The 17719-nt window shown below is 71.3% G+C and carries 14 protein-coding genes and 1 pseudogene; 3 read left to right on the top strand and 12 right to left on the bottom strand.

All coding sequences use genetic code 11. The features are described 5' to 3' along the window. Positions 1 to 222 precede the first annotated feature (222 nt). From ACFV2X_RS18930 to ACFV2X_RS18920, 3 genes are read left to right on the top strand one after another with little or no spacing between them, the layout of a single operon-like run. Positions 223 to 1284, top strand: a complete 1062-nt coding sequence (locus ACFV2X_RS18930) for a FecCD family ABC transporter permease (protein ID WP_385617573.1) — start codon at positions 223 to 225, stop codon at positions 1282 to 1284. Continuing rightward, entirely contained in the window at positions 1281 to 2147 is an 867-nt protein-coding gene (locus ACFV2X_RS18925; RefSeq protein ID WP_385617572.1) for an ABC transporter ATP-binding protein, read from the top strand. Before ACFV2X_RS18930 ends, ACFV2X_RS18925 begins: the two co-directional genes overlap by 4 nt. A gap of 37 nt (positions 2148 to 2184) precedes the next feature. Further along, on the top strand, positions 2185 to 3222 hold the full coding sequence (locus tag ACFV2X_RS18920) for an ABC transporter substrate-binding protein (protein WP_385617570.1): 1038 nt from the start codon (positions 2185 to 2187) through the stop codon (positions 3220 to 3222). A 25-nt stretch (positions 3223 to 3247) separates the two neighbouring features. Here ACFV2X_RS18920 and ACFV2X_RS18915 read toward each other — a convergent pair whose 3' ends face one another. The 12 genes and pseudogenes from ACFV2X_RS18915 to ACFV2X_RS18860 form a co-directional block, all read right to left on the bottom strand. Next, positions 3248 to 4708, bottom strand: coding sequence for an amino acid permease (locus ACFV2X_RS18915; protein WP_385617568.1), 1461 nt, complete (start codon positions 4706 to 4708; stop codon positions 3248 to 3250). Positions 4709 to 4990: 282 nt separating this feature from the next. Then, the gene (gene dxs / locus ACFV2X_RS18910) at positions 4991 to 6979 is read right to left on the bottom strand and encodes a 1-deoxy-D-xylulose-5-phosphate synthase (protein ID WP_385617566.1); all 1989 of its coding nucleotides are present in this window, start codon (positions 6977 to 6979) and stop codon (positions 4991 to 4993) included. A 229-nt stretch (positions 6980 to 7208) separates the two neighbouring features. Continuing rightward, positions 7209 to 8497, bottom strand: a pseudogene (locus ACFV2X_RS18905) (sugar ABC transporter permease). Next, positions 8494 to 9282, bottom strand: a complete 789-nt coding sequence (locus ACFV2X_RS18900) for an ATP-binding cassette domain-containing protein (protein ID WP_014175708.1) — start codon at positions 9280 to 9282, stop codon at positions 8494 to 8496. The pseudogene ACFV2X_RS18905 and the gene ACFV2X_RS18900 overlap by 4 nt, the downstream one beginning before the upstream one ends. 139 nt (positions 9283 to 9421) lie before the next feature. Then, positions 9422 to 10528 carry a substrate-binding domain-containing protein gene (locus ACFV2X_RS18895; protein ID WP_385617563.1) on the bottom strand — a complete coding sequence of 369 codons (1107 nt, stop codon included), beginning with the start codon at positions 10526 to 10528 and terminating at the stop codon, positions 9422 to 9424. A gap of 252 nt (positions 10529 to 10780) precedes the next feature. Then, on the bottom strand, positions 10781 to 11980 hold the full coding sequence (locus ACFV2X_RS18890) for an ROK family transcriptional regulator (protein ID WP_089509173.1): 1200 nt from the start codon (positions 11978 to 11980) through the stop codon (positions 10781 to 10783). 321 nt (positions 11981 to 12301) lie between these two features. Further along, positions 12302 to 13027, bottom strand: a complete 726-nt coding sequence (locus ACFV2X_RS18885) for a hypothetical protein (RefSeq protein WP_385617561.1) — start codon at positions 13025 to 13027, stop codon at positions 12302 to 12304. 3 nt (positions 13028 to 13030) lie between these two features. Further along, on the bottom strand, positions 13031 to 13288 hold the full coding sequence (locus ACFV2X_RS18880; RefSeq protein ID WP_358633209.1) for a phosphopantetheine-binding protein: 258 nt from the start codon (positions 13286 to 13288) through the stop codon (positions 13031 to 13033). Between the two features lie 16 nt (positions 13289 to 13304). After that, entirely contained in the window at positions 13305 to 14576 is a 1272-nt protein-coding gene (locus ACFV2X_RS18875) for a type III PLP-dependent enzyme (protein ID WP_385617559.1), read from the bottom strand. Further along, positions 14563 to 15564, bottom strand: coding sequence for a 3-oxoacyl-[acyl-carrier-protein] synthase III C-terminal domain-containing protein (locus tag ACFV2X_RS18870; RefSeq protein ID WP_385617557.1), 1002 nt, complete (start codon positions 15562 to 15564; stop codon positions 14563 to 14565). The genes ACFV2X_RS18875 and ACFV2X_RS18870 overlap by 14 nt, the downstream gene beginning before the upstream one ends. A 5-nt stretch (positions 15565 to 15569) precedes the next feature. Further along, positions 15570 to 16841: an acyl-CoA dehydrogenase family protein gene (locus tag ACFV2X_RS18865; protein ID WP_385617555.1), complete on the bottom strand. Its 1272-nt coding sequence runs from the start codon at positions 16839 to 16841 to the stop codon at positions 15570 to 15572. Next, a complete protein-coding gene (locus tag ACFV2X_RS18860; RefSeq protein WP_385617553.1) occupies positions 16838 to 17578 on the bottom strand; it encodes an acyl-CoA dehydrogenase family protein in 741 nt (246 codons plus the stop codon). Before ACFV2X_RS18860 ends, ACFV2X_RS18865 begins: the two co-directional genes overlap by 4 nt. Positions 17579 to 17719: the final 141 nt, after the last annotated feature.

Here is a 17719-nt window from a genome sequence, read left to right as displayed (position 1 = left end):
CGCTGCGCGGGCTGGACTGAGGAGCCGCGCAGCGACGGAGGAGCGAGCAGTGACGAGGGAAGCCCGCGCGTGGAAGCGCGCCAAGACTGAGCGGGAGGAGGGGCGCGTGTCTTGGCGCGCTGCGCGGGCTGGACTGAGGAGCCGCGCAGCGACGGAGGAGCGAGCAGTGACGAGGGAAGCCCGCGCGTGGAAGCGCGCCAAGACTGAGCGGGGAGAGGGCGCGTGAGTACCGTCCGGGCTGTGCACGCCGCCGGGTACACCGTGGTCAGGGCCGGGCGGGGCAGCTTCCTCGTACACCGCAGGGCCGTTGTGGCGGCCGTCGTCCTGGCCGCCGCGCTGGCCGTGGCCGTCGTGGCGTCGCTGTGCGTCGGCGAGTCGTTCGTCTCGCCGACGGAGGTCGTACGGGTGCTGCTGGGTCAGCCCAGCCCCGACGAGCTGGTGGTGGGCACGCTCCGGCTGCCGCGCCTGGTGACCGGGCTGCTGGTGGGCGTGGCCTTCGGGCTGTCCGGCGCGCTGATCCAGACCATGGCCCGCAATCCGCTCGCCAGCCCCGATGTCATCGGGGTGACGCATGGCGCGGGTGCGGCCACGGTCGCCGCCATGACCTTCGGCATCACCTCGTACACCGCCCTGCCGTATGTGTCGGTCGGCGGCGGTCTCGCGGCCGCGGCGCTGGTGTACGTGTTCGCCTGGCGCAAGGGGCTCAGCGCCTCGCGCTTCGTCCTCATCGGCATCGGGATCTCGGTGGCCCTGGGCTCGCTGTCCCGGCTGTTTCTGACCAAGGGCGACTATCTGGTGGCCCAGCAGGCCAAGGTCTGGCTCACCGGGTCGCTCAACGGCCGCGGTTACGACCAGGCCGCGCCGCTCGCGACGGCGCTGCTGCTCCTGCTGGTGCCGCTGCTGTGGGCGGCCCGGGCGCGGCGCGGGGTGTCGCTGGACGACGATACGGCCACCGCGCTCGGCGTCCGGCTGGACCGGGTCCGGCTGGGGCTGAGCGGCCTCGGGGTGGTTCTCGCGTCCGTCGCCACCGGCGCCGCCGGTCCGGTGGACTTCGTGGCGCTGCTCGCCCCGCAGATCGCGCGCCGGGTCGCGCGCACCGAGCAGCCGCCGCTGCTGTGTTCGGCGCTGACCGGGGCGCTGGTCGTGGTCACGGCGGATCTGCTGGCCCGCAGGCTCTTCTCGCCGACCGAGTTGCCGGTCGGCGTGTTCACCGCCCTGGTGGGCGCCCCGTATCTGATGTGGCTGCTCATCCGCACCCGTAGCCGTTCCGGAGGCACCGCGTGACCGACAACCGCGTGACCGACAACCGTCTGACCGCGCGGGAGCTGACCCTCGCGTACGAGGACCGCACGGTCGTCGACGGCCTCGATCTGGAGATCCCGCACGGCAAGGTCACGGTGATCGTCGGCCCCAACGCCTGCGGCAAGTCCACCCTGCTGCGCGCGCTCGGCCGGCTCCTCAAGCCGCGGCGCGGCGCGGTGCTGCTGGACGGCGCCGAGCTGTCCCGTCTGCCGACCAAGCGGATCGCCCAGGCCATCGGGCTGCTGCCGCAGACCCCGGTGCCGCCGGAGGGCATTACGGTGGCGGATCTGGTCTCGCGCGGGCGGCAGCCGCATCAGAAGTGGTGGCAGCAGTGGTCGGAGGACGATGAGCGGGCCGTCGGCGAGGCCATGGACCGCACCGGGACCACCGAGCTGGCGACACGGCCGGTCGACGAGCTCTCCGGCGGCCAGCGGCAGCGCGTGTGGATCGCCATGGCGCTCGCCCAGGACACCGATGTGCTGCTGCTCGACGAGCCGACGACCTATCTCGACATCGCCCACCAGGTGGAGGTGCTCGACCTGGTCCGGCAGCTCAACCACGACCGAGGCCGCACCGTGGTCGCGGTGCTGCACGATCTGAACCAGGCGGCGCGCTACGCCGACCACCTGATCGCCATGCGGGGCGGGCGGATCGTGGCGGAGGGCGCGCCGGGGGACATCGTCACCGCGGAGCTGGTGCGGGAGGTCTTCGGGCTGGCCTCGGTCGTCGTACCGGATCCGGTGACGGGCGATCCGCTGGTGGTCCCGGGCGCTCCCTGGGCGGCGGCTGGAGATGGCGCTGCCGGGGGTGGTGCTACCGCCGCACCCGTACGCAACATAAGGTAAGCCTCGCCTAAGAACTGCCTGTGACAGGAGCCCTGCCATGTCCCCTCGACGCCGCGGTACCGCCGCCGTCGCCCTCGCTGTCGCCGCCGCGCTGTCCCTCGCGGCCTGCGGCGGCTCCTCCGACGGCGAGAAGGATGGGAGCGGCGGGCAGGGCGACAAGAAGTCCGTGTCCAAGGACGGCAAGGACTTCGCGAGCGCGGCCAAGAAGACCGCCGCGATGGGTACGGACGCCAAGGCCGGCCAGTGGCCGCGCACCATCACCCACGCCATGGGCAAGACCGAGCTGAAGGCCCAGCCCAAGCGGGTCGTCGTACTGGACGTCGGCGAGCTCGACAACGTGGTGTCGCTCGGCATCAAGCCGGTCGGCCTGGCGCCGACCGAGGGCTCCCCGGAACTCCCGTCGTACCTGAAGAAGGAGGCGGGCGACCCGAAGAACGTCGGCACCATCAACAACCTCAACCTCGAGGCGATCGCCGGGCTCAAGCCCGATCTGATCCTCGGCAGCCAGCTGCGCGCCGCGGACAAGTACGACGAGCTGTCGAAGATAGCGCCGACCGTCTTCTCCATCCGCCCCGGCTTCACCTGGAAGCAGAACTACCTCCTCAACGCCGCCGCGCTGGACAAGACGGCCGAGGCCAAGGCGGAACTCGCCGACTACGACAAGAAGGTCAAGGCGCTGGACACCAAGCTGGGTGCCAAGAAGCCGACCGTCTCCATGGTCCGGTTCATGCCCGACGGCGTGATCCGCCTCTACGCCAACGCCTCGTTCATCGGCACGATTCTGAAGGACGCGCACATTCCGCGGCCGAAGAACCAGGACGTGGAAGACCTCGCCACCGAGATCAGCGCCGAGAACATCGACAAGGCCGACGCCGACTACATCTTCACCGGCGTCTACGGCGACCCGAAGGCCACGGACCGCTCCAAGGCGCAGGGCAACCCGCTGTGGAAGAACCTCAAGGCGGTCAAGGCCGGTCACGCCACCGACGTCCCGGACGAGACCTGGTACCTGGGCCTCGGCGTGATGGCCGCGAACAAGGTCGTGGCGGACCTGGAGCAGCGCCTGACCGCATAGCGATAGCGCGGGGCGGGGCGGGGCCTCAGCTCCGCCCCGCCCCGGCGGCCTGGCCCATCCGGCTGTGGCGGCGCCCGTAGAGGAAGTAGACGACGAAGCCGATCGCCATCCACACCCCGAACCGCACCCAGGTCTCGGCGGGCAGGTTCAGCATCAGCCACAGCGAGGCGGCGACCGAGGCGATCGGCAGCACCGGCACCCAGGGGGCGCGGAAGGCGCGGGGCAGGTCGGGGCGGGTGCGGCGGAGCACGATGACGCCCAGGGCGACCACGACGAAGGCGAAGAGCGTGCCGATGTTCACCAGCGCCGCCAGTTCGGAGATGCTGGTGAACCCGGCGACGACGGCGATGACGGCACCGAGCACGACCGTCGAGCGGTACGGCGTGGCGTACTTCGGGTGCACCTTCGAGAAGACCCTGGGCAGCAGCCCGTCGCGGCTCATGGCGAAGAAGACGCGGGTCTGCCCGAGCAGCAGGATCAGACAGACGGTGGTGAGTCCGATCGCCGCGCCGAAGCTGATGAGGCCCGCGTAGAAGGGGTGTCCGGTCGCTTTGAAGGCGTCGGCGAGCGGGGCGTCCACCGACAGCTCGGTGTACTTCTGCATGCCGGTGACCACGACGGACACCGCGACGTAGAGCACGGTGCAGATGAAGAGCGAGCCGAGGATGCCGCGCGGCATGTCCCGTTGCGGGTTTCTGGTCTCCTCGGCCGTGGTGGCCACGATGTCGAAGCCGATGAAGGCGAAGAAGACCACGGCGGCGGCGGTGAAGATGCCCTGGACGCCGAAGGAGGTCGGCTGATAGCCGGACATCACCTCGATCAGCGGGGCCTTGAGCCCGGCGCTGGTGACCGTCCCCCGGGCCGGCGGGATGAAGGGGTGGTAGTTCTCGGCGTCGATGAAGAACGATCCGGCGATGATGACCAGCAGCACCACGGTCACCTTGATGGCGACCACCACCGCCGTGACATGCGCGGACAGCTTCATGCCCAGGACCAGAATCCCCGTCAGCAGCAGCACCAGCAGGAAGGCGAGGATGTCGAAGCCGAAGCCGTGGGCCACATCGGGGCCCGACAGCGCATCCGGCAGATGCCATCCCGCGTTGTCCAGCAGCGAGCGCACATAGCCGGACCAGCCGACCGCCACCACGGCGGTGGCCAAGGCGAATTCCAGGACCAGGTCCCAGCCGATGATCCAGGCGGGCAGTTCGCCGAGCGAGGCGTACGAGAAGGTGTACGCGGATCCGGCCACCGGCACCGTGGAGGCGAACTCGGCGTAGCACAGCGCGGCCAGCGCACAGGCGATCCCTGCGGCCACGAAGGCGAGCGCGGTCGCTGGCCCCGCCTGCTGTTTGGCCACGGCTCCGGTCAGTACGAAGATACCGGTGCCGATGATCACGCCGACGCCGAAGACGGTCAGGTCGAGGGCGGAGAGCGTCCTGGTCAGGGCGTGCTCGGGCTCCTCGGTGTCCTGGATGGACTGTTCCACGGACTTCGTTCGGAAGAGTCCTTTGGGGCCCCTGCCTCCGGCCCTGTTCCCGGTGCCTCCGCTGTCTGGTTCTTGTCCGTTCACCGCGCCACCTCCACGCCTGCCCGTGCGCGCCATCGTTGTGGTTACCGGGCATGCGGGATGTATGCACACTCTCCGGCATTCCCGATTCACCCGATGGGGCGCGGCGGCGGGAAAAGCACTGGGCCGGTCGGAGCACCACGCGTGTCGCGCGGCGGCCCCGACCGGCCCGGCCGGAGGAGGTGATGGTGCGGGGGGGGATCAGTCCCGTACGGGCTCGGCCGCGGTGGACTGCGCCGCCGCCCCCGTCCCGGCGGGCTCGGCCGCGGCCGCCGACCCTGCCGCCTCAGCGGACTCGCCTTCGTATCGTCCGCCGATCCTGGAGACCAGGCCGGTGACCTGGCGGGCGATGTCCGGGGCGGTCAGCCCGATCTCCGCCATGACCTCCTTGCGGGAGGCGTGTTCGAGGAAGCGGGGCGGGATGCCGAAGTCGCGCAGCGGCATGTCCACTCCGGAGTCGCGCAGCGCCTGCGCGATGGCGGAGCCCACGCCGCCGACCCGGATGTTGTCCTCGACGGTGACCACGACGCGGTGCCGCTCGGCGAGCGCGGGCAGCTCCTCGTCCACGGGCTTGACCCAGCGCGGGTCCACCACCGTGGTGGAAATGCCCTGTTTGTCGAGAAGGTCGGCGACCTCCAGACACATCGGGGCCAGCGCGCCGACCGAGACCAGCAGCACATCCGGCCGGTCCGCGTCCGCCGGGGCGGGCTCGCGCAGCACGTCCATGCCGCCGATCCGGCCCACCGCCCGGACCGCCGGGCCGACCGCGCCCTTCGAGTAGCGCACCACCGTCGGGGCCCCGTCCACCTCCACGGCCTCGCGCAGCTGGGCGCGGACCTGGTCGGCGTCGCGCGGGGCGGCGATCCGCAGCCCCGGGACGACCTGGAGGAGGGACATGTCCCACATGCCGTTGTGCGAGGCGCCGTCCGTACCGGTGATCCCGGCCCGGTCGAGGACGAAGGTCACCCCGCACTTGTGCAGCGCCACATCCATCAGGACCTGGTCGAACGCGCGGTTGAGGAAGGTGGCGTAGACGGCGAAGACCGGGTGCAGCCCGCCGGTCGCCAGGCCCGCCGCCGAGACGGCCGCGTGCTGCTCGGCGATACCGACGTCGTAGACCCGGTCCGGGAACGCCTTGGCGAACTTGTCCAGGCCGACCGGCTGGAGCATGGCCGCCGTGATCGCGACGATGTCCTCGCGCTCATGGCCGAGCTTGACCATCTCCTCGGCGAAGACCGAGGTCCAGTCGGCGCCGGAGGCGGAGATCGGCAGGCCGGTGTCCGGGTGGATCTTGCCGACGGCGTGGAAGCGGTCCGCCTCGTCCTGGAGGGCGGGCTGGTAGCCGCGGCCCTTCTCGGTCAGGCAGTGGACGATGACCGGGCCGCCGAAGCGCTTGGCGCGCTGCAGCGCGGACTCCAGGGCCTCGATGTCATGGCCGTCGATCGGGCCCACGTACTTCAGGCCCAGGTCCTCGAACATGCCCTGCGGCGCGATGAAGTCCTTCAGCCCCTTCTTGGCCCCGTGCAGCGTCTCGTACAGCGGACGGCCGACGACCGGGGTGCGCTCCAGGAGGTCCTTGCCGCGGGCCAGGAAGCGCTCATAGCCGTCGGTGGTGCGCAGGGTGGCCAGGTGGTTGGCGAGGCCGCCGATGGTCGGCGCGTACGAGCGCTCGTTGTCGTTGACGACGATGACCAGCGGGCGGTTCTTGGCCGCGGCGATGTTGTTGAGCGCTTCCCAGGCCATGCCGCCGGTCAGCGCGCCGTCACCGATGACCGCGACCACATGGTCCTGCTTGCCCAGCAGCTCATTGGCCTTGGCCAGGCCCTCGGCCCAGCCCAGCACGGTGGAGGCGTGGCTGTTCTCGATGACGTCGTGCTCGGACTCGGCGCGCGAGGGGTAGCCGGACAGCCCGCCCTTGCTCTTGAGCTTGGCGAAGTCCTGGCGGCCGGTGAGGAGTTTATGGACGTAGCTCTGGTGGCCGGTGTCCAGGAGCACCTTGTCCCTGGGCGAGTCGAAGACCCGGTGCAGGGCGATGGTGAGCTCCACCACGCCGAGGTTGGGGCCCAGATGGCCACCGGTCTTGGAGACGGCGTCGACGAGGAAGGTGCGGATCTCCGCGGCCAGCTGGTCCAGCTGCTCCAGAGTGAGCCGGTCCAGATCACGCGGTCCCCTGATGTGGGTCAGCAGCACCCGTGCCTCCTTGCTGTCGAGTTTGCCGTCGTGCGTCTTTGCACTTGTGCCTGTCGAGCCTTGCCGGTCCGCCTGAGTCTAATGTTCCGACCGGCGGGCGAAGGCCCGGTCCATGCGATACGCGTCACGCGTTCGGCGGCAGAACACGCGTGCCCGGCACCGCCTGCGCGAGGCGGTGCCGGGCACGTGAGAAACGGCACAGGGCGAGTGCGCCCTCAAAAGAGGGGGCTCAGCCGCGTCCCGCCGAGCGCTGGGTCCTCCGCGAGACCGAGTCGATCACGACCGCGGCCAGCAGCACCGCACCGGTGATCATGTACTGCACGGAGTTGGCGACACCCAGCAGGGCCATACCGGACGCGATGGAGCCGATGACCAGCATGCCGAGCAGCGCCGACCAGACCGACCGCGGCCGCCGAAGAGGCTGGTGCCGCCGATGACCGCGGCGGCGATCGCCTCCATGAGCAGGTTGCCGGTGCCGGCCTGCTGGCTCGCGGAGCCGATCCGGGAGGCGATCATGATTCCGCCGAACGCCGCCATCAGCCCGGACAGGGCGTACACCGAGATCCGCACCAGATCCACGTTGATGCCCGCGCGGCGGGACGCCTCGACGTTGCCGCCCAGCGCGATCACCTTGCGCCCGTACGAGGTGCGGCGCACCACGAAGTCGAGGGCGAGCAGCACCACCACGAAGATGACGAGCGCCAGCGGCAGGCCCTTGTACTCGTTGAGCCGCCAGGCCGCGGCGTAGGCGATGACGGCCAGCACCGCGGTGCGCACCAGGATCTCGCTCAGCGGCCGGGAGGGTACGCCGGCCGCCTTGCGGCGCCGCGCGCCCAGGAACTGGGCCAGGAAGAACGCGGCCACGGCGACCGTGGCCGCCCCGTACGCGGCGATCAGCTGGGAGAAGTAGTGGCCGGACAGGGTCTGCACAAAGCCGTCGTCGTCGAGGTCGAGCGTGCCGGTGGTGCCCAGCACCTGGAGCATCAGCCCGTTCCAGGCCAGCAGACCGGCGAGGGTGACCACGAAGGCCGGGACGCCGATCTTGGCGAAGAAGAACCCGTGCAGCGCGCCGAGTGCGGCTCCGAGGGCCAGCGCGATGACCACGGCGAGCACTTCGGGGACCCCGTGCCTGATGTTGAGCACCGCCATGGTGCTCGCGGCCAGCCCGCTGAGCGAGCCGACGGACAGGTCGATCTCACCGAGCAGCAGCACGAAGACGATGCCGACCGAGATCATTCCGGTGCCGACGATCAGGATCGACAGGTCGGAGAGGTTCTTGGGTGAGAGGAAGGCGTCGTCCTTGATCTGGTAGACCGCCCAGATGACGGCGATGCCCACGATGACCGGGAGCGCGCCCAGGTCACCGCTGCGCAGCTTGCGGCCGAACTCCTGGACGTAGCCCTTGAAACCCTCCTGGCGCACCAGCAGCCGGGGGTCGACCGCGGTGACCGCGTCCTTGGCGACCGGGACCACGTCCTCGGTGTCGCCGCCATTGGTCTCGTCGATCTTGGTGGTCACTTGGCAACCTCCGCGTTACGCGCCTTGCGGCGGGTCACGGCGTTGTCCGTGGCGCCGGTGATGGCGGAGATGATCTCTTCTTGAGAGGTGGTCTTCACATCGAAGGTGCCGTTGTTACGGCCGAGCCGCAGCACCGCGACCCGGTCCGCCACGGCCTTGACGTCGGCCATGTTGTGGCTGATGAGGATCACCGCGAGGCCGCGCTCGCGCAGCCGCTCGACCAGGTCGAGGACCTGCGCGGTCTGCTCGACGCCCAGGGCCGCGGTCGGCTCGTCGAGGATGACCAGCTTGGGCTCGCCGAGCATCGAGCGGGCGATGGCGACGGTCTGCCGCTGGCCGCCGGAGAGCGAGGCGATCGGGATCCGCACGCTGGGGATCCGGATGGACAGGGTCTGCAGCAACTCGCGGGAGCGGCGCTCCATCTCGACCTCGTCGAGCACCCCGGCGCGCAGGATCTCGCGGCCGAGGAAGAGATTGCCGACCACGTCGATGTTGTCGCACAGGGCGAGGTCCTGGTACACGGTCGCGATGCCCAGTTCCTGGGCGTCGTGCGGGCGGCTGACCTGGACCGGCCTGCCCTCCCACTCGACGACGCCCTCGTCGGCGGGGCCGACTCCGGCGATCGCCTTGACGAGGGTCGACTTGCCGGCGCCGTTGTCGCCGACCAGGGCGACCACTTCACCGGCGCGGACCTCCAGGTCTATGTCCGTCAGCGCCTGGACGGCGCCGAACCGCTTGGAGATCCCGCGCAACGCCAACACGGGTTCATTCGGCACGATGGCCATCTCCGATCTGAGCAGGGGCGGACCCCTGCGGTGTTACGGAGAGGAGAGAGCTCTCTCTCCTCTCGCCTTCTTGTGGGGGCTGTGGTGGTGCCGACAACAGGGACGGGCCGCCCGTGGTTCACGGGCGGCCGGTGGCGCACTACTTGATGCCGAGCTGGTCGCACGCGGCCTTGTACTTGGCCGTGCAGACGTCGGAGGCCTTGTACAGGCCGTCCTTGATCACGGTGTCCTTGATGTTGTCCTTGGTCATCGACACCGGCGGGATCAGCGTCGCCGGGATGCCCTTCTTGGTCGGGCTGTCGGCCGTGGCCTCGGCGGGGACCTTCTCACCGCGGCCGAGCGCGAGGGCCATCTTCGCGGCGGCCGCCGCCTCCTGGCCGTAGGGCTTGTACACGCTCATGTACTGCGTGCCCGCCAGGACCCGCTGGACGCCCGCGAGTTCCGCGTCCTGCCCGGTGACCGGGGGAAGCGGGTCGACGCCACCGGCCTTGAGCGCGGCGATCGCGCCGCCGGCCATGGTGTCGTTGGCCGAGTAGACACCGATGATCTTGTCCTTGCCGAGCGAGTTGATCGCACCGGTCATCTGCTTGTTGGCCTCATCCGCCAGCCAGCGGTCGATGTCGTACTTCTTGCCGATGTCGACCTTGCCCTCCAGAACCGACAGCGCGCCCTTCTTGAACAGCGCCGCGTTCGGGTCGGCCTCCCAGCCGTTGAGCATGACGACCTTGCCGGACTTGGCCTTGCTGCCGAGCGCCTTGAGCAGCGCCTCGCCCTGCACCTTGCCCACCGTCTCGTTGTCGAACGAGGTGTACGCGGAGACCGGGCCCTCGGCGAGCCGGTCGTAGGCGACGACCGGAATTCCGGCCTCGTCGGCCTTCTTGACCGAGCTGGAGATGGCCTTGGAGTCCACCGAGTCGAGGATGATCACGTCCACCTTCTTGGTGATCATCGAGTCGACCTGCTGCTGCTGGACCGAGGTGTCCGACTTGGCGTTGGCGTACACCACCTTGCAGTCCGCACAGCCCGCCTTGATCTCCTTCTCGATCAAGGGATGGTCCATCGCCTCGTATCTGGCGGTCTGGTCTTCCGGCAGGAGCAGGCCGATGGTGAGGGGGCCGGTCTTCTTCTTGTTGTCGCCCTTGTCCTTGTTGTCGCCGGCTTCCTTGGCGGAGCCACAGGCGGCGAGCGAGACGGCCATCGTGACGGCGGCCGTGGCGACGACGACGCGACGCATCGTTGCGTTCATGCTGGGGGTGACCTCCCTGACGAGGCCGCGTCATTGCGGCCGAGGTGGCTGGAAGTCAACTCGGCCGCCCGCATGACGTCAAGAAGTAAATCCTTAACGAGATGGCAACGGTGCCATTCGTTATCTGAGTGAACGCAGCGTGATCCGGTCCAGACCAGGCAGAAAAGCCGGGGATCCGGGCACTGAATGTGCCCGGAGCCCCGGCTCGTTGCGGCGGTGAAGCGGGTCAGGTGGTCAGGCCGGCGGCCCCGCTCAGGTGAGGGCGGGGGTGCCCGCCGACAGGGCGCCGTCGAGCAGCGTCGAGTCGCCCATCTCGCTCAGCACCAGCGCCAACGCGCCCAGCACCTCGGCCCGGCCGCCCAGCGCCCCCGGCATCACCGACAGCCGGCGGGCCGCGCTCGGGATGGCGTACCGCGCGACCGACTCCCGGATCGGGCCGAGCACCAGCTCCCCCGCCTCGGCGAGATGGCCGCCCAGCACCACCCGGCTCGGGTTGATCAGATTGCACAGATTCGCCACGCCACTGCCGATGTGCCGCCCCACGTCCGCGATCACCCGGCGGCAGCCGGGGTCGCCGTCCCGGGCCAGCTGCACCATGCGCTCCACGGTCAGGTCGGCGCCATGGCTGGAGTACAGCAGCGGCAGCACGTACCGGGCCGCGGTGAACGTCTCCAGGCAGCCGCGGTTGCCGCAGCGGCACACCGGGCCCGACTCGTCCAGCGTGATGTGGCCGATTTCGCCGGCCGTACCGCCGGGCCCGCGGTAGATGTGTCCGCTGATCACCAGGCCCGCGCCGACACCGTCGGCGACCTTGATGTACGCGAGGTCGGCCACCCCTCGCCCGGCCCCCCACACCAGCTCGCCGAGTGCGCCCAGGTTGGCATCGTTGTCCACATGCACCGGCACGCCGAGGCGCTGGGCCAGGTCGTCGCGCGGATTGGTGCCCGCCCAGCCGGGCAGGATCGCGGTCGAGCCGAGCGTGCCGGTCTCGACGTCGATCGGGGCCGGTACGCCGAGGCCGACCCCGACCACCTTGTCCTGGCTGATGCCGGTCGCCGCGATCAGCCTGCTGACCAGGTGTTCCGCCCGGTCCAGGCCCTGCGAGGCCGAGGCGTCCACGTCCAGCGGCTCGGACTCCTCGGCCAGCACCTGATGGGCCAGATTGCCGATCGCCACACGCAGATGCGTATGCCCGAAGTCCACGCCGACTACGATGCCCGCGTCCCCGCTGAGCGAGACGCTGCGCGCCCGGCGGCCGCCCGCCGAGGTCGGGGTGACCTCGACCGTGCCGCCGTCCTTGAGCTCACGGACGATATTGGAGACGGTGGCCGCGGACAGCCCGGTGGTCCGGGCGATCTCCGCCTGGGTGAGCGAACCCGCCATGCGCACCGCGCGGACCACCCGCTCGAGGTTGGCCCGGTGCAGCGACGACTGCGATCCCGGAGTCTCCACGCCCATCCACTCCTGCCTCCGCGGGCGACACGACCGCCGCTCCGCCGGCCGGGCCGCAGCAGTGAGGCCCGGCTTGTCTCCAACATGTGAACTCTAAGCTGAGCCGCCTCGGTTGTCCCCCGTCAAGTCCTTGACAGACCATGACGGAGCCAAGAGGACTCCTTGATCGATTGGTGTGTACCAGGCCGGACGGTTGCGCTCCGCCGCGTCGGTGTGACTTGAGGCTTCCCGTGCCCTGCATACACAATCTCGATATCGCGCCAGCGTACGACGGTCGGCGCCAGGCGGTAGGGGGTGTCCAGCACCTGAGCGATCAGGCGATCACGCCCCGACGAACACCGCGACATGCAGCCGGCCCAGCCCCCGGTCGCGGTCCGCGATCACCAGCCGCTCAGCGCCCTCCCCCGCCGCGTCCGCCGCCGCATCGCGCAGCGCCCGCCACACCCCGGCACAGCCGTGGGCCGCCTCGGCGGTCCGTACCGTGGCCCCCGCCGCCTCCAGGGGCCCCGCCGGCTCGCGCAGCCCGTCGCCCAGGACGTACCAGGTACGCGCGGCCGGCCCGAGCAGCGGCAGGCAGTCCGCCGCGTCCCCGGCCCGCTCCTCCACCACCGCCTCCAGGGCCCAGCCGCCCGTCCCGCCGAGGGCCAGCACCGCCCCGGCCGCCGGGTCGAGCACGAACAGCGCGGCGTCGCTCAGGCCCCCGCTCCGGTGGATACGGTCGAGCACCTTCAGACCGCTGAAGGGGGCGCCGATCCCCTGGTCGGCGATCGAGAAGGCGCGCGGCTCGCCGGGGCATGCCTCGGCGAGGAACCCCGCCGCGAGCCCGGCGGGGGCCGCGTCATACGCCTCGTGGGCCACCACCAGATAGTCCAGCGGACGAGACAGCGTCGGCCCCGATGCCCCCGGGGCCTGCTGCCCACCGCCACCGGGCGTTCCCGCCAGCAGCTCACCGCCCATCGCGACGAAGGAGCGCTCGCCGGGCGGCCCCGGGAAGTCCAGCCCCCAGGTCGCGCCCAGGCGCAGCCCCGCCACCCCCGTATCCGTCATCCCTCACCGCTCGGCCGGGAGGCCGCGCATCAGGAAGTCGACGAGCGAGCCGACAGTCTCGAAGACGTCCGGTTCGATGGCGTCCGTGTCGACGACGACCCCCGCGTTGTCCTCCAGGTCGATCATGAGCTCGACGATGCTGGTGGAGTCGAGCCCCAGGTCCTCGAAGAGCCTCTTCCCCTCGTCCACCGGGGTGTCGGAGTACGGCACCATCGCGGCCACCGCCTTGCCGATCGTCTCGACCATCTGTGCGCGGTCCATCCGGGCCTCCCGTCACTTACTGAACGAACTGGTGGTGTCGCTGCTTGCGCAGCAGGTCGTCGGCGGTGTCCCGGTCGCGGACCAGCAGCGGGCGGCCCTCGTGGACCAGCACCTCGGCCGGGAATCCATGGCTGAGGAAGAGTCCGGGCGACGCCGTCGGGCCGTACGCGCCCGACCGCAGCACGGCCAGCACATCGCCCGGCGCGAGGTCGGGCAGGGGCACACCGCGGGCGAGGGTGTCCTCGGGGGTGCACAGCGGGCCGGTGATGTGCCAGCGGCGCTCGGGTCCCGCGCCGGCGCCCGCGACCGCCGCGACGGGGAAGTTGCGGCGGGCGTACGAGCCGACGCCGACCGCCGCCATGTGGTGGTGCGTACCGCCGTCGGTGACGGCGAACCACGTGTCGCGGGATTCCTTCACGTACTGAACTCGCACCAGGTAGGCCCCGGCGCGGGCGGTGAGGAAGCGCCCGGACTCCAGCAGCAGCCGGGTGCGCGGATGGCGGCGCGCGAAGTCGCCCACGACGGGCGTGAGTCCCGCGCGCAGCGCGTCGAGGTCGAGGTCCTGTTCGTTCTCGAAGTACGCGACTCCGAGCCCGCCGCCGACGTCCACCGCCTCCAGCTCGATGCCCGTGGCCGCCGCGATCCGTTCGGCCAGCGCCAGCACCTGGGCGGTGTTCTCCACGATCGCCGCCGCGTCGAGGATCCGGGTGCCCAGATAGACGTGTACGCCCAGGGGTACGGCGTGCGTGAGCGCGCTCAACCGGTCCTTGCGGACGAGCACTTGCTCCTCGTCGATGCCGAACTGCCGGGGCTTGCCGCCCATGGCCAGCCGCGAACCGGCGCCGCCGAAGGAGGGGTTGATCCGAAGCAGCACCCGCTGCCGCAGCCCCGCCTGACGCGCCGTCGCCTCGATGAGCTCCAGCTCTTCCCAGGACTCGCAGACGATGGCGTACACCCGGCCCTGGACGCAGGCGCGGATGTCCTCGGCGTTCTTTCCGGGGCCGAGGAAGATGATGTTCTCGGGGCGGGCCCCCGCCGTGCGGGCGGTGCGCAGCTCGACGAGGGAGGAGACCTCGGCGTGGGCGCCGTGCGCGAACAGCAGTGAGCAGACGCTGCTGTTGGGGTTGGCCTTGAGGGAGTAGAAGATCTCCATGGGGCGCGGCAGCGCCTCCGTGAGCGACCGGACCGCGCCCGCCAGCAGCTCGCCGTCGTAGACGTACAGCGGAGTGCCGTAGTGGTCCGCCAGATCCGCGGCCCTGATCCCCTGGACGGCCTCAAAGCTCTCCATCGCGCCCTCCCTCGCTCCCTCGCCCGCCTTGCTCGCCTTCTCGTTGCAGGACCACCGCGCCGAAGGTGGCGCCGAGGCCGACGGTGGCCAGGACGTACCGGTCGCCCGGCGCGAGCCGCCCGGAGGCGCGCAGCGAGGCGAGGTTGAGATACGGGTCGGCGCAGTTGGCGTGGCCCAGGCGCGGCAGATCGTCGAGGTAGATCTGGGAGAAGGGGATGCCCAGCTCCTTGGCCACGCCTTTCCAGGACAGGCGGTTGACGTTGTGCGGGACGATCCACCGTACGCCGTCGAGCCCGGTCCCCGCCTCCCCCAGCGCCTCCTGGATCACGGCGGCGAGGGCGGGCGCGTAGAACCGGGTGTACTCCCGCTCCCGGTCGGGGTCCTGGCCGCCGAGGCTGCGGTAGAACCGCCCGTACGTACGGAAGGCGGAGCCGAGCAGCGGATCGCCCGGCACCCGCGGGCCCACCACACACGCGGCGGCGGCGTCGGCGACGACCGCGATCCCCGGGATGACCCCCCGCTCCGGGCGGGCCACCCGGTCGCCGGTGAGCAGCAGCGCGCTGCCGCCCGTCTCGGGTGTGAGCAGCTGTCCGGCCAGGAAGAGCGCGAACAGCCCGGCGGCGCAGTTCATCTGGCCGACCGCGAAAGCGGGGGCGTGGTCGAGGCCGAGGGCGGTGCGGACGCCGTCGAGCAGCTGGGCCCCCGCCGGGCCGGTCTCCGTCGGGCCCCCTGCCGGGCCCGCCTCCTCGCCGATGCGCGCGAACAGCACCTGGCGTATCTCGCGCGGGTCCGTGCCGCGCAGCGCCTCGCGGCCCGCCGCCGTGAGCATGTCGGCGAGCGAGTGGCCGGTGCTTCGGGGGATATCGCGGAAGCCGAGGTAGTCGCGGTAGAAGCGGGCCTTGGCGTCCGGGAGCCCGGCGTCCGCGGTGACGTCCGCGACCGTGAGCGCGGTGCGCGGGACGAAGGTGCCGACGGGCCCCAGGCGCATCGGCGTCACCCGCCCTCGCCCGCGGGCACGCCGTCGCCGACCACGGGCACGCCGTCGCCGCCCGCGGGCACCGGATCGCTGCCCGCGGGCACGGCGCCCGACCGGGCGAAGTCCTGGGCCAGTCTGAGCCGTTGGATATCGCTGGTGCCCTCCATGAGCTCCAGCGCGGCGGCGTCGCGGACCCACTTCTCCAGCAGCGGATGGTCCAGCAGCGCGCCACGCCCGAGGAGCGCGGGCAGCCGGCGGGTGACGTCCCCGACCAGGCGGACCGCCTCCAGCTTGCACAGGGCGGAGGCGTCGCCGCGTCCCTGATCCGCCTCGACGAGGAGCGCGGTGCGGTGGACGAGCCGGGCGGCGGCCGCGATGCGCAGCGCGGCCGTCTCCAGCACCCGCCGCTCGGCGGCCGGGGCCGGCGTCCGGCGCTCGGCGCGCACGTAGTCGTACACCGCCGCGGCGAGCCCGACGGCGGTCGCGGAGATCTGTACGCGCGCACCGTAGAAGGCCGTGACCGCGCCCCACATCCCCCGGCGGGTGGCGGGCAGATGGGCGCCGAGCAGCCGGTCCCGCGCGATCGGCACCTCGTGGAAGGTCATTTCGCTGATACGCGCGCCCCGCAGTCCGATCATGTCCAGCGCCTCGCCGTGCGCACCGGGCGCCGGGAGCTCCAGGAGCGCGGCGCGCACGCTCAGCGGCGAGTTGCCGGTCTGTGCGAAGACCACGCCGACGCCGCCGCGCGAGCCGTTCCCGACGTACTTCTTGGCGCCGCTCAGCAGCCAGTCACCGCTCCGGTCGGCGGGGTCGGCGGGGGTGAGCGCGGTCTGCATGCGGGTGGCGTCGCTGCCCGCCTGTGGTTCGGTGATGGCGCAGAAGGCCCAGGTCGCGCCGTCGGCGACGCGCTCGTAGAACGCGGCCTGCTGCCGTTCGTCGCCGAGGGTGCGGACGACCACGCCGGCGAGGGCGGGGGCGGGGCCGGCGAACATGGCGCCCGCGTCGCCGCGCGCCAGCTCCATGGAGCAGATCATCTGCGCGAGGAAGTCCCGCGGCAGGCCCTTGACTTCGGCCCGGTACCGCTCGTCCTGGAACCGCTCGGGGATGCTCATGGCGCGGAAGAGGCGGAAGGCGGGGTTGTCGAGGTGGTCGTCCATACGGGCCGGGTCGGCGTCGATGGCGAGCGCGGCCTCCCGCAGCGCGGGGGCGACCTCGCGCGCACGGGCGCGCATACGCCTGTGCGCGGCGTCCAGGACCGGGTCCTCGGCGTCCAGGGCCAGGGCCGTCACGACCACTCCCGTTCGGGGTCCTGCGGCGGCGCCACCCACAGGCTGCCGACGTACGCCGCGACGTACAGGGAGCGCACGGGGTGGTCGGCCAGATAGCCCGCGCCGCCGAAGAGGTTCGTCAGGGCGGCGTCGGCCGCGTCGAGGCGCCGGTGGAGCTCGGGTGCGGCGTACGGATCGGCCCCGGACGTGGTCAGCAGGAGCTCGCAGGCGCGGACGGCGGCGACACAGTCGGCGATCTTCGCACGTACCAACTGGCGCTCGATCAGCGGTCGTTCGCCGGAGCGCCGCCCCGCCACATGCGCCACGGCCCGCTCCAGCAGCGCCTCGGCCAGCCCGGCGCGCAGCGCGGCGAACAGGGTCCCGGCGAACGCCAGCCGGTCGGGCTGGTCGGGCTCCGGCCCTGCGTCGTCGTCGAGACCTTCTCGGGGAACGACCTGAAGGACCTCAAGACCCTCGCGCCCGGCCAACTCATGGCGCGGGCCCGGCCGTACCGTGACCCGCTCGCCGGGCACCACGCGCCCCGCCATCAGCCAGCCGCGTATTTCCGGGGAACTGGCCGCCGACCCGTCGGGCAGAACACAAAAGCCCTTGTCGGAGCAGGGCGCGAGGAAATCCAGGTGTCGCACGGCGGCGGCCAAAGCCGCCGAGAGGCCGCTCTCGCGGGCGGTGCGCAAGACGTCCAATGCGGCGGAGAGGGGGTCCGCTCCGGGGTCCACTCCGGGGTCCGTGGAGGACAATTCCGCAGCTTTTGCCGCCATATCCCCCAACCCCATATACCCCGGCCCCCGGTGATGGTCAATCGTGCGGCAAGACCCTAGGAGCCGCCAAGATCCACGTCAAGACCTTGACACCTGATGGCGTATCCACTTCGATCCGGA

This window comes from Streptomyces sp. NPDC059679 (assembly GCF_042734105.1).
Lineage (GTDB): Bacteria > Actinomycetota > Actinomycetes > Streptomycetales > Streptomycetaceae > Streptomyces.
The sequence above is the reverse complement of the archived record's forward strand: the minus strand, read 5'-3'. Positions and strand labels throughout refer to the sequence as shown.

What these genes read in the sequence shown, in the direction of transcription:
- ACFV2X_RS18875 (WP_385617559.1), bottom strand. Translation starts at nt 14,576, where the DNA reads ATGGAGAGCTTTGAGGCCGTCCAGGGGATCAGGGCCGCGGATCTGGCG.
- ACFV2X_RS18885 (WP_385617561.1), bottom strand. Translation starts at nt 13,027, where the DNA reads ATGACGGATACGGGGGTGGCGGGGCTGCGCCTGGGCGCGACCTGGGGG.
- ACFV2X_RS18900 (WP_014175708.1), bottom strand. Translation starts at nt 9,282, where the DNA reads ATGGCCATCGTGCCGAATGAACCCGTGTTGGCGTTGCGCGGGATCTCC.
- ACFV2X_RS18895 (WP_385617563.1), bottom strand. Translation starts at nt 10,528, where the DNA reads ATGAACGCAACGATGCGTCGCGTCGTCGTCGCCACGGCCGCCGTCACG.
- ACFV2X_RS18880 (WP_358633209.1), bottom strand. Translation starts at nt 13,288, where the DNA reads ATGGACCGCGCACAGATGGTCGAGACGATCGGCAAGGCGGTGGCCGCG.
- ACFV2X_RS18870 (WP_385617557.1), bottom strand. Translation starts at nt 15,564, where the DNA reads ATGCGCCTGGGGCCCGTCGGCACCTTCGTCCCGCGCACCGCGCTCACG.
- ACFV2X_RS18920 (WP_385617570.1), top strand. Translation starts at nt 2,185, where the DNA reads ATGTCCCCTCGACGCCGCGGTACCGCCGCCGTCGCCCTCGCTGTCGCC.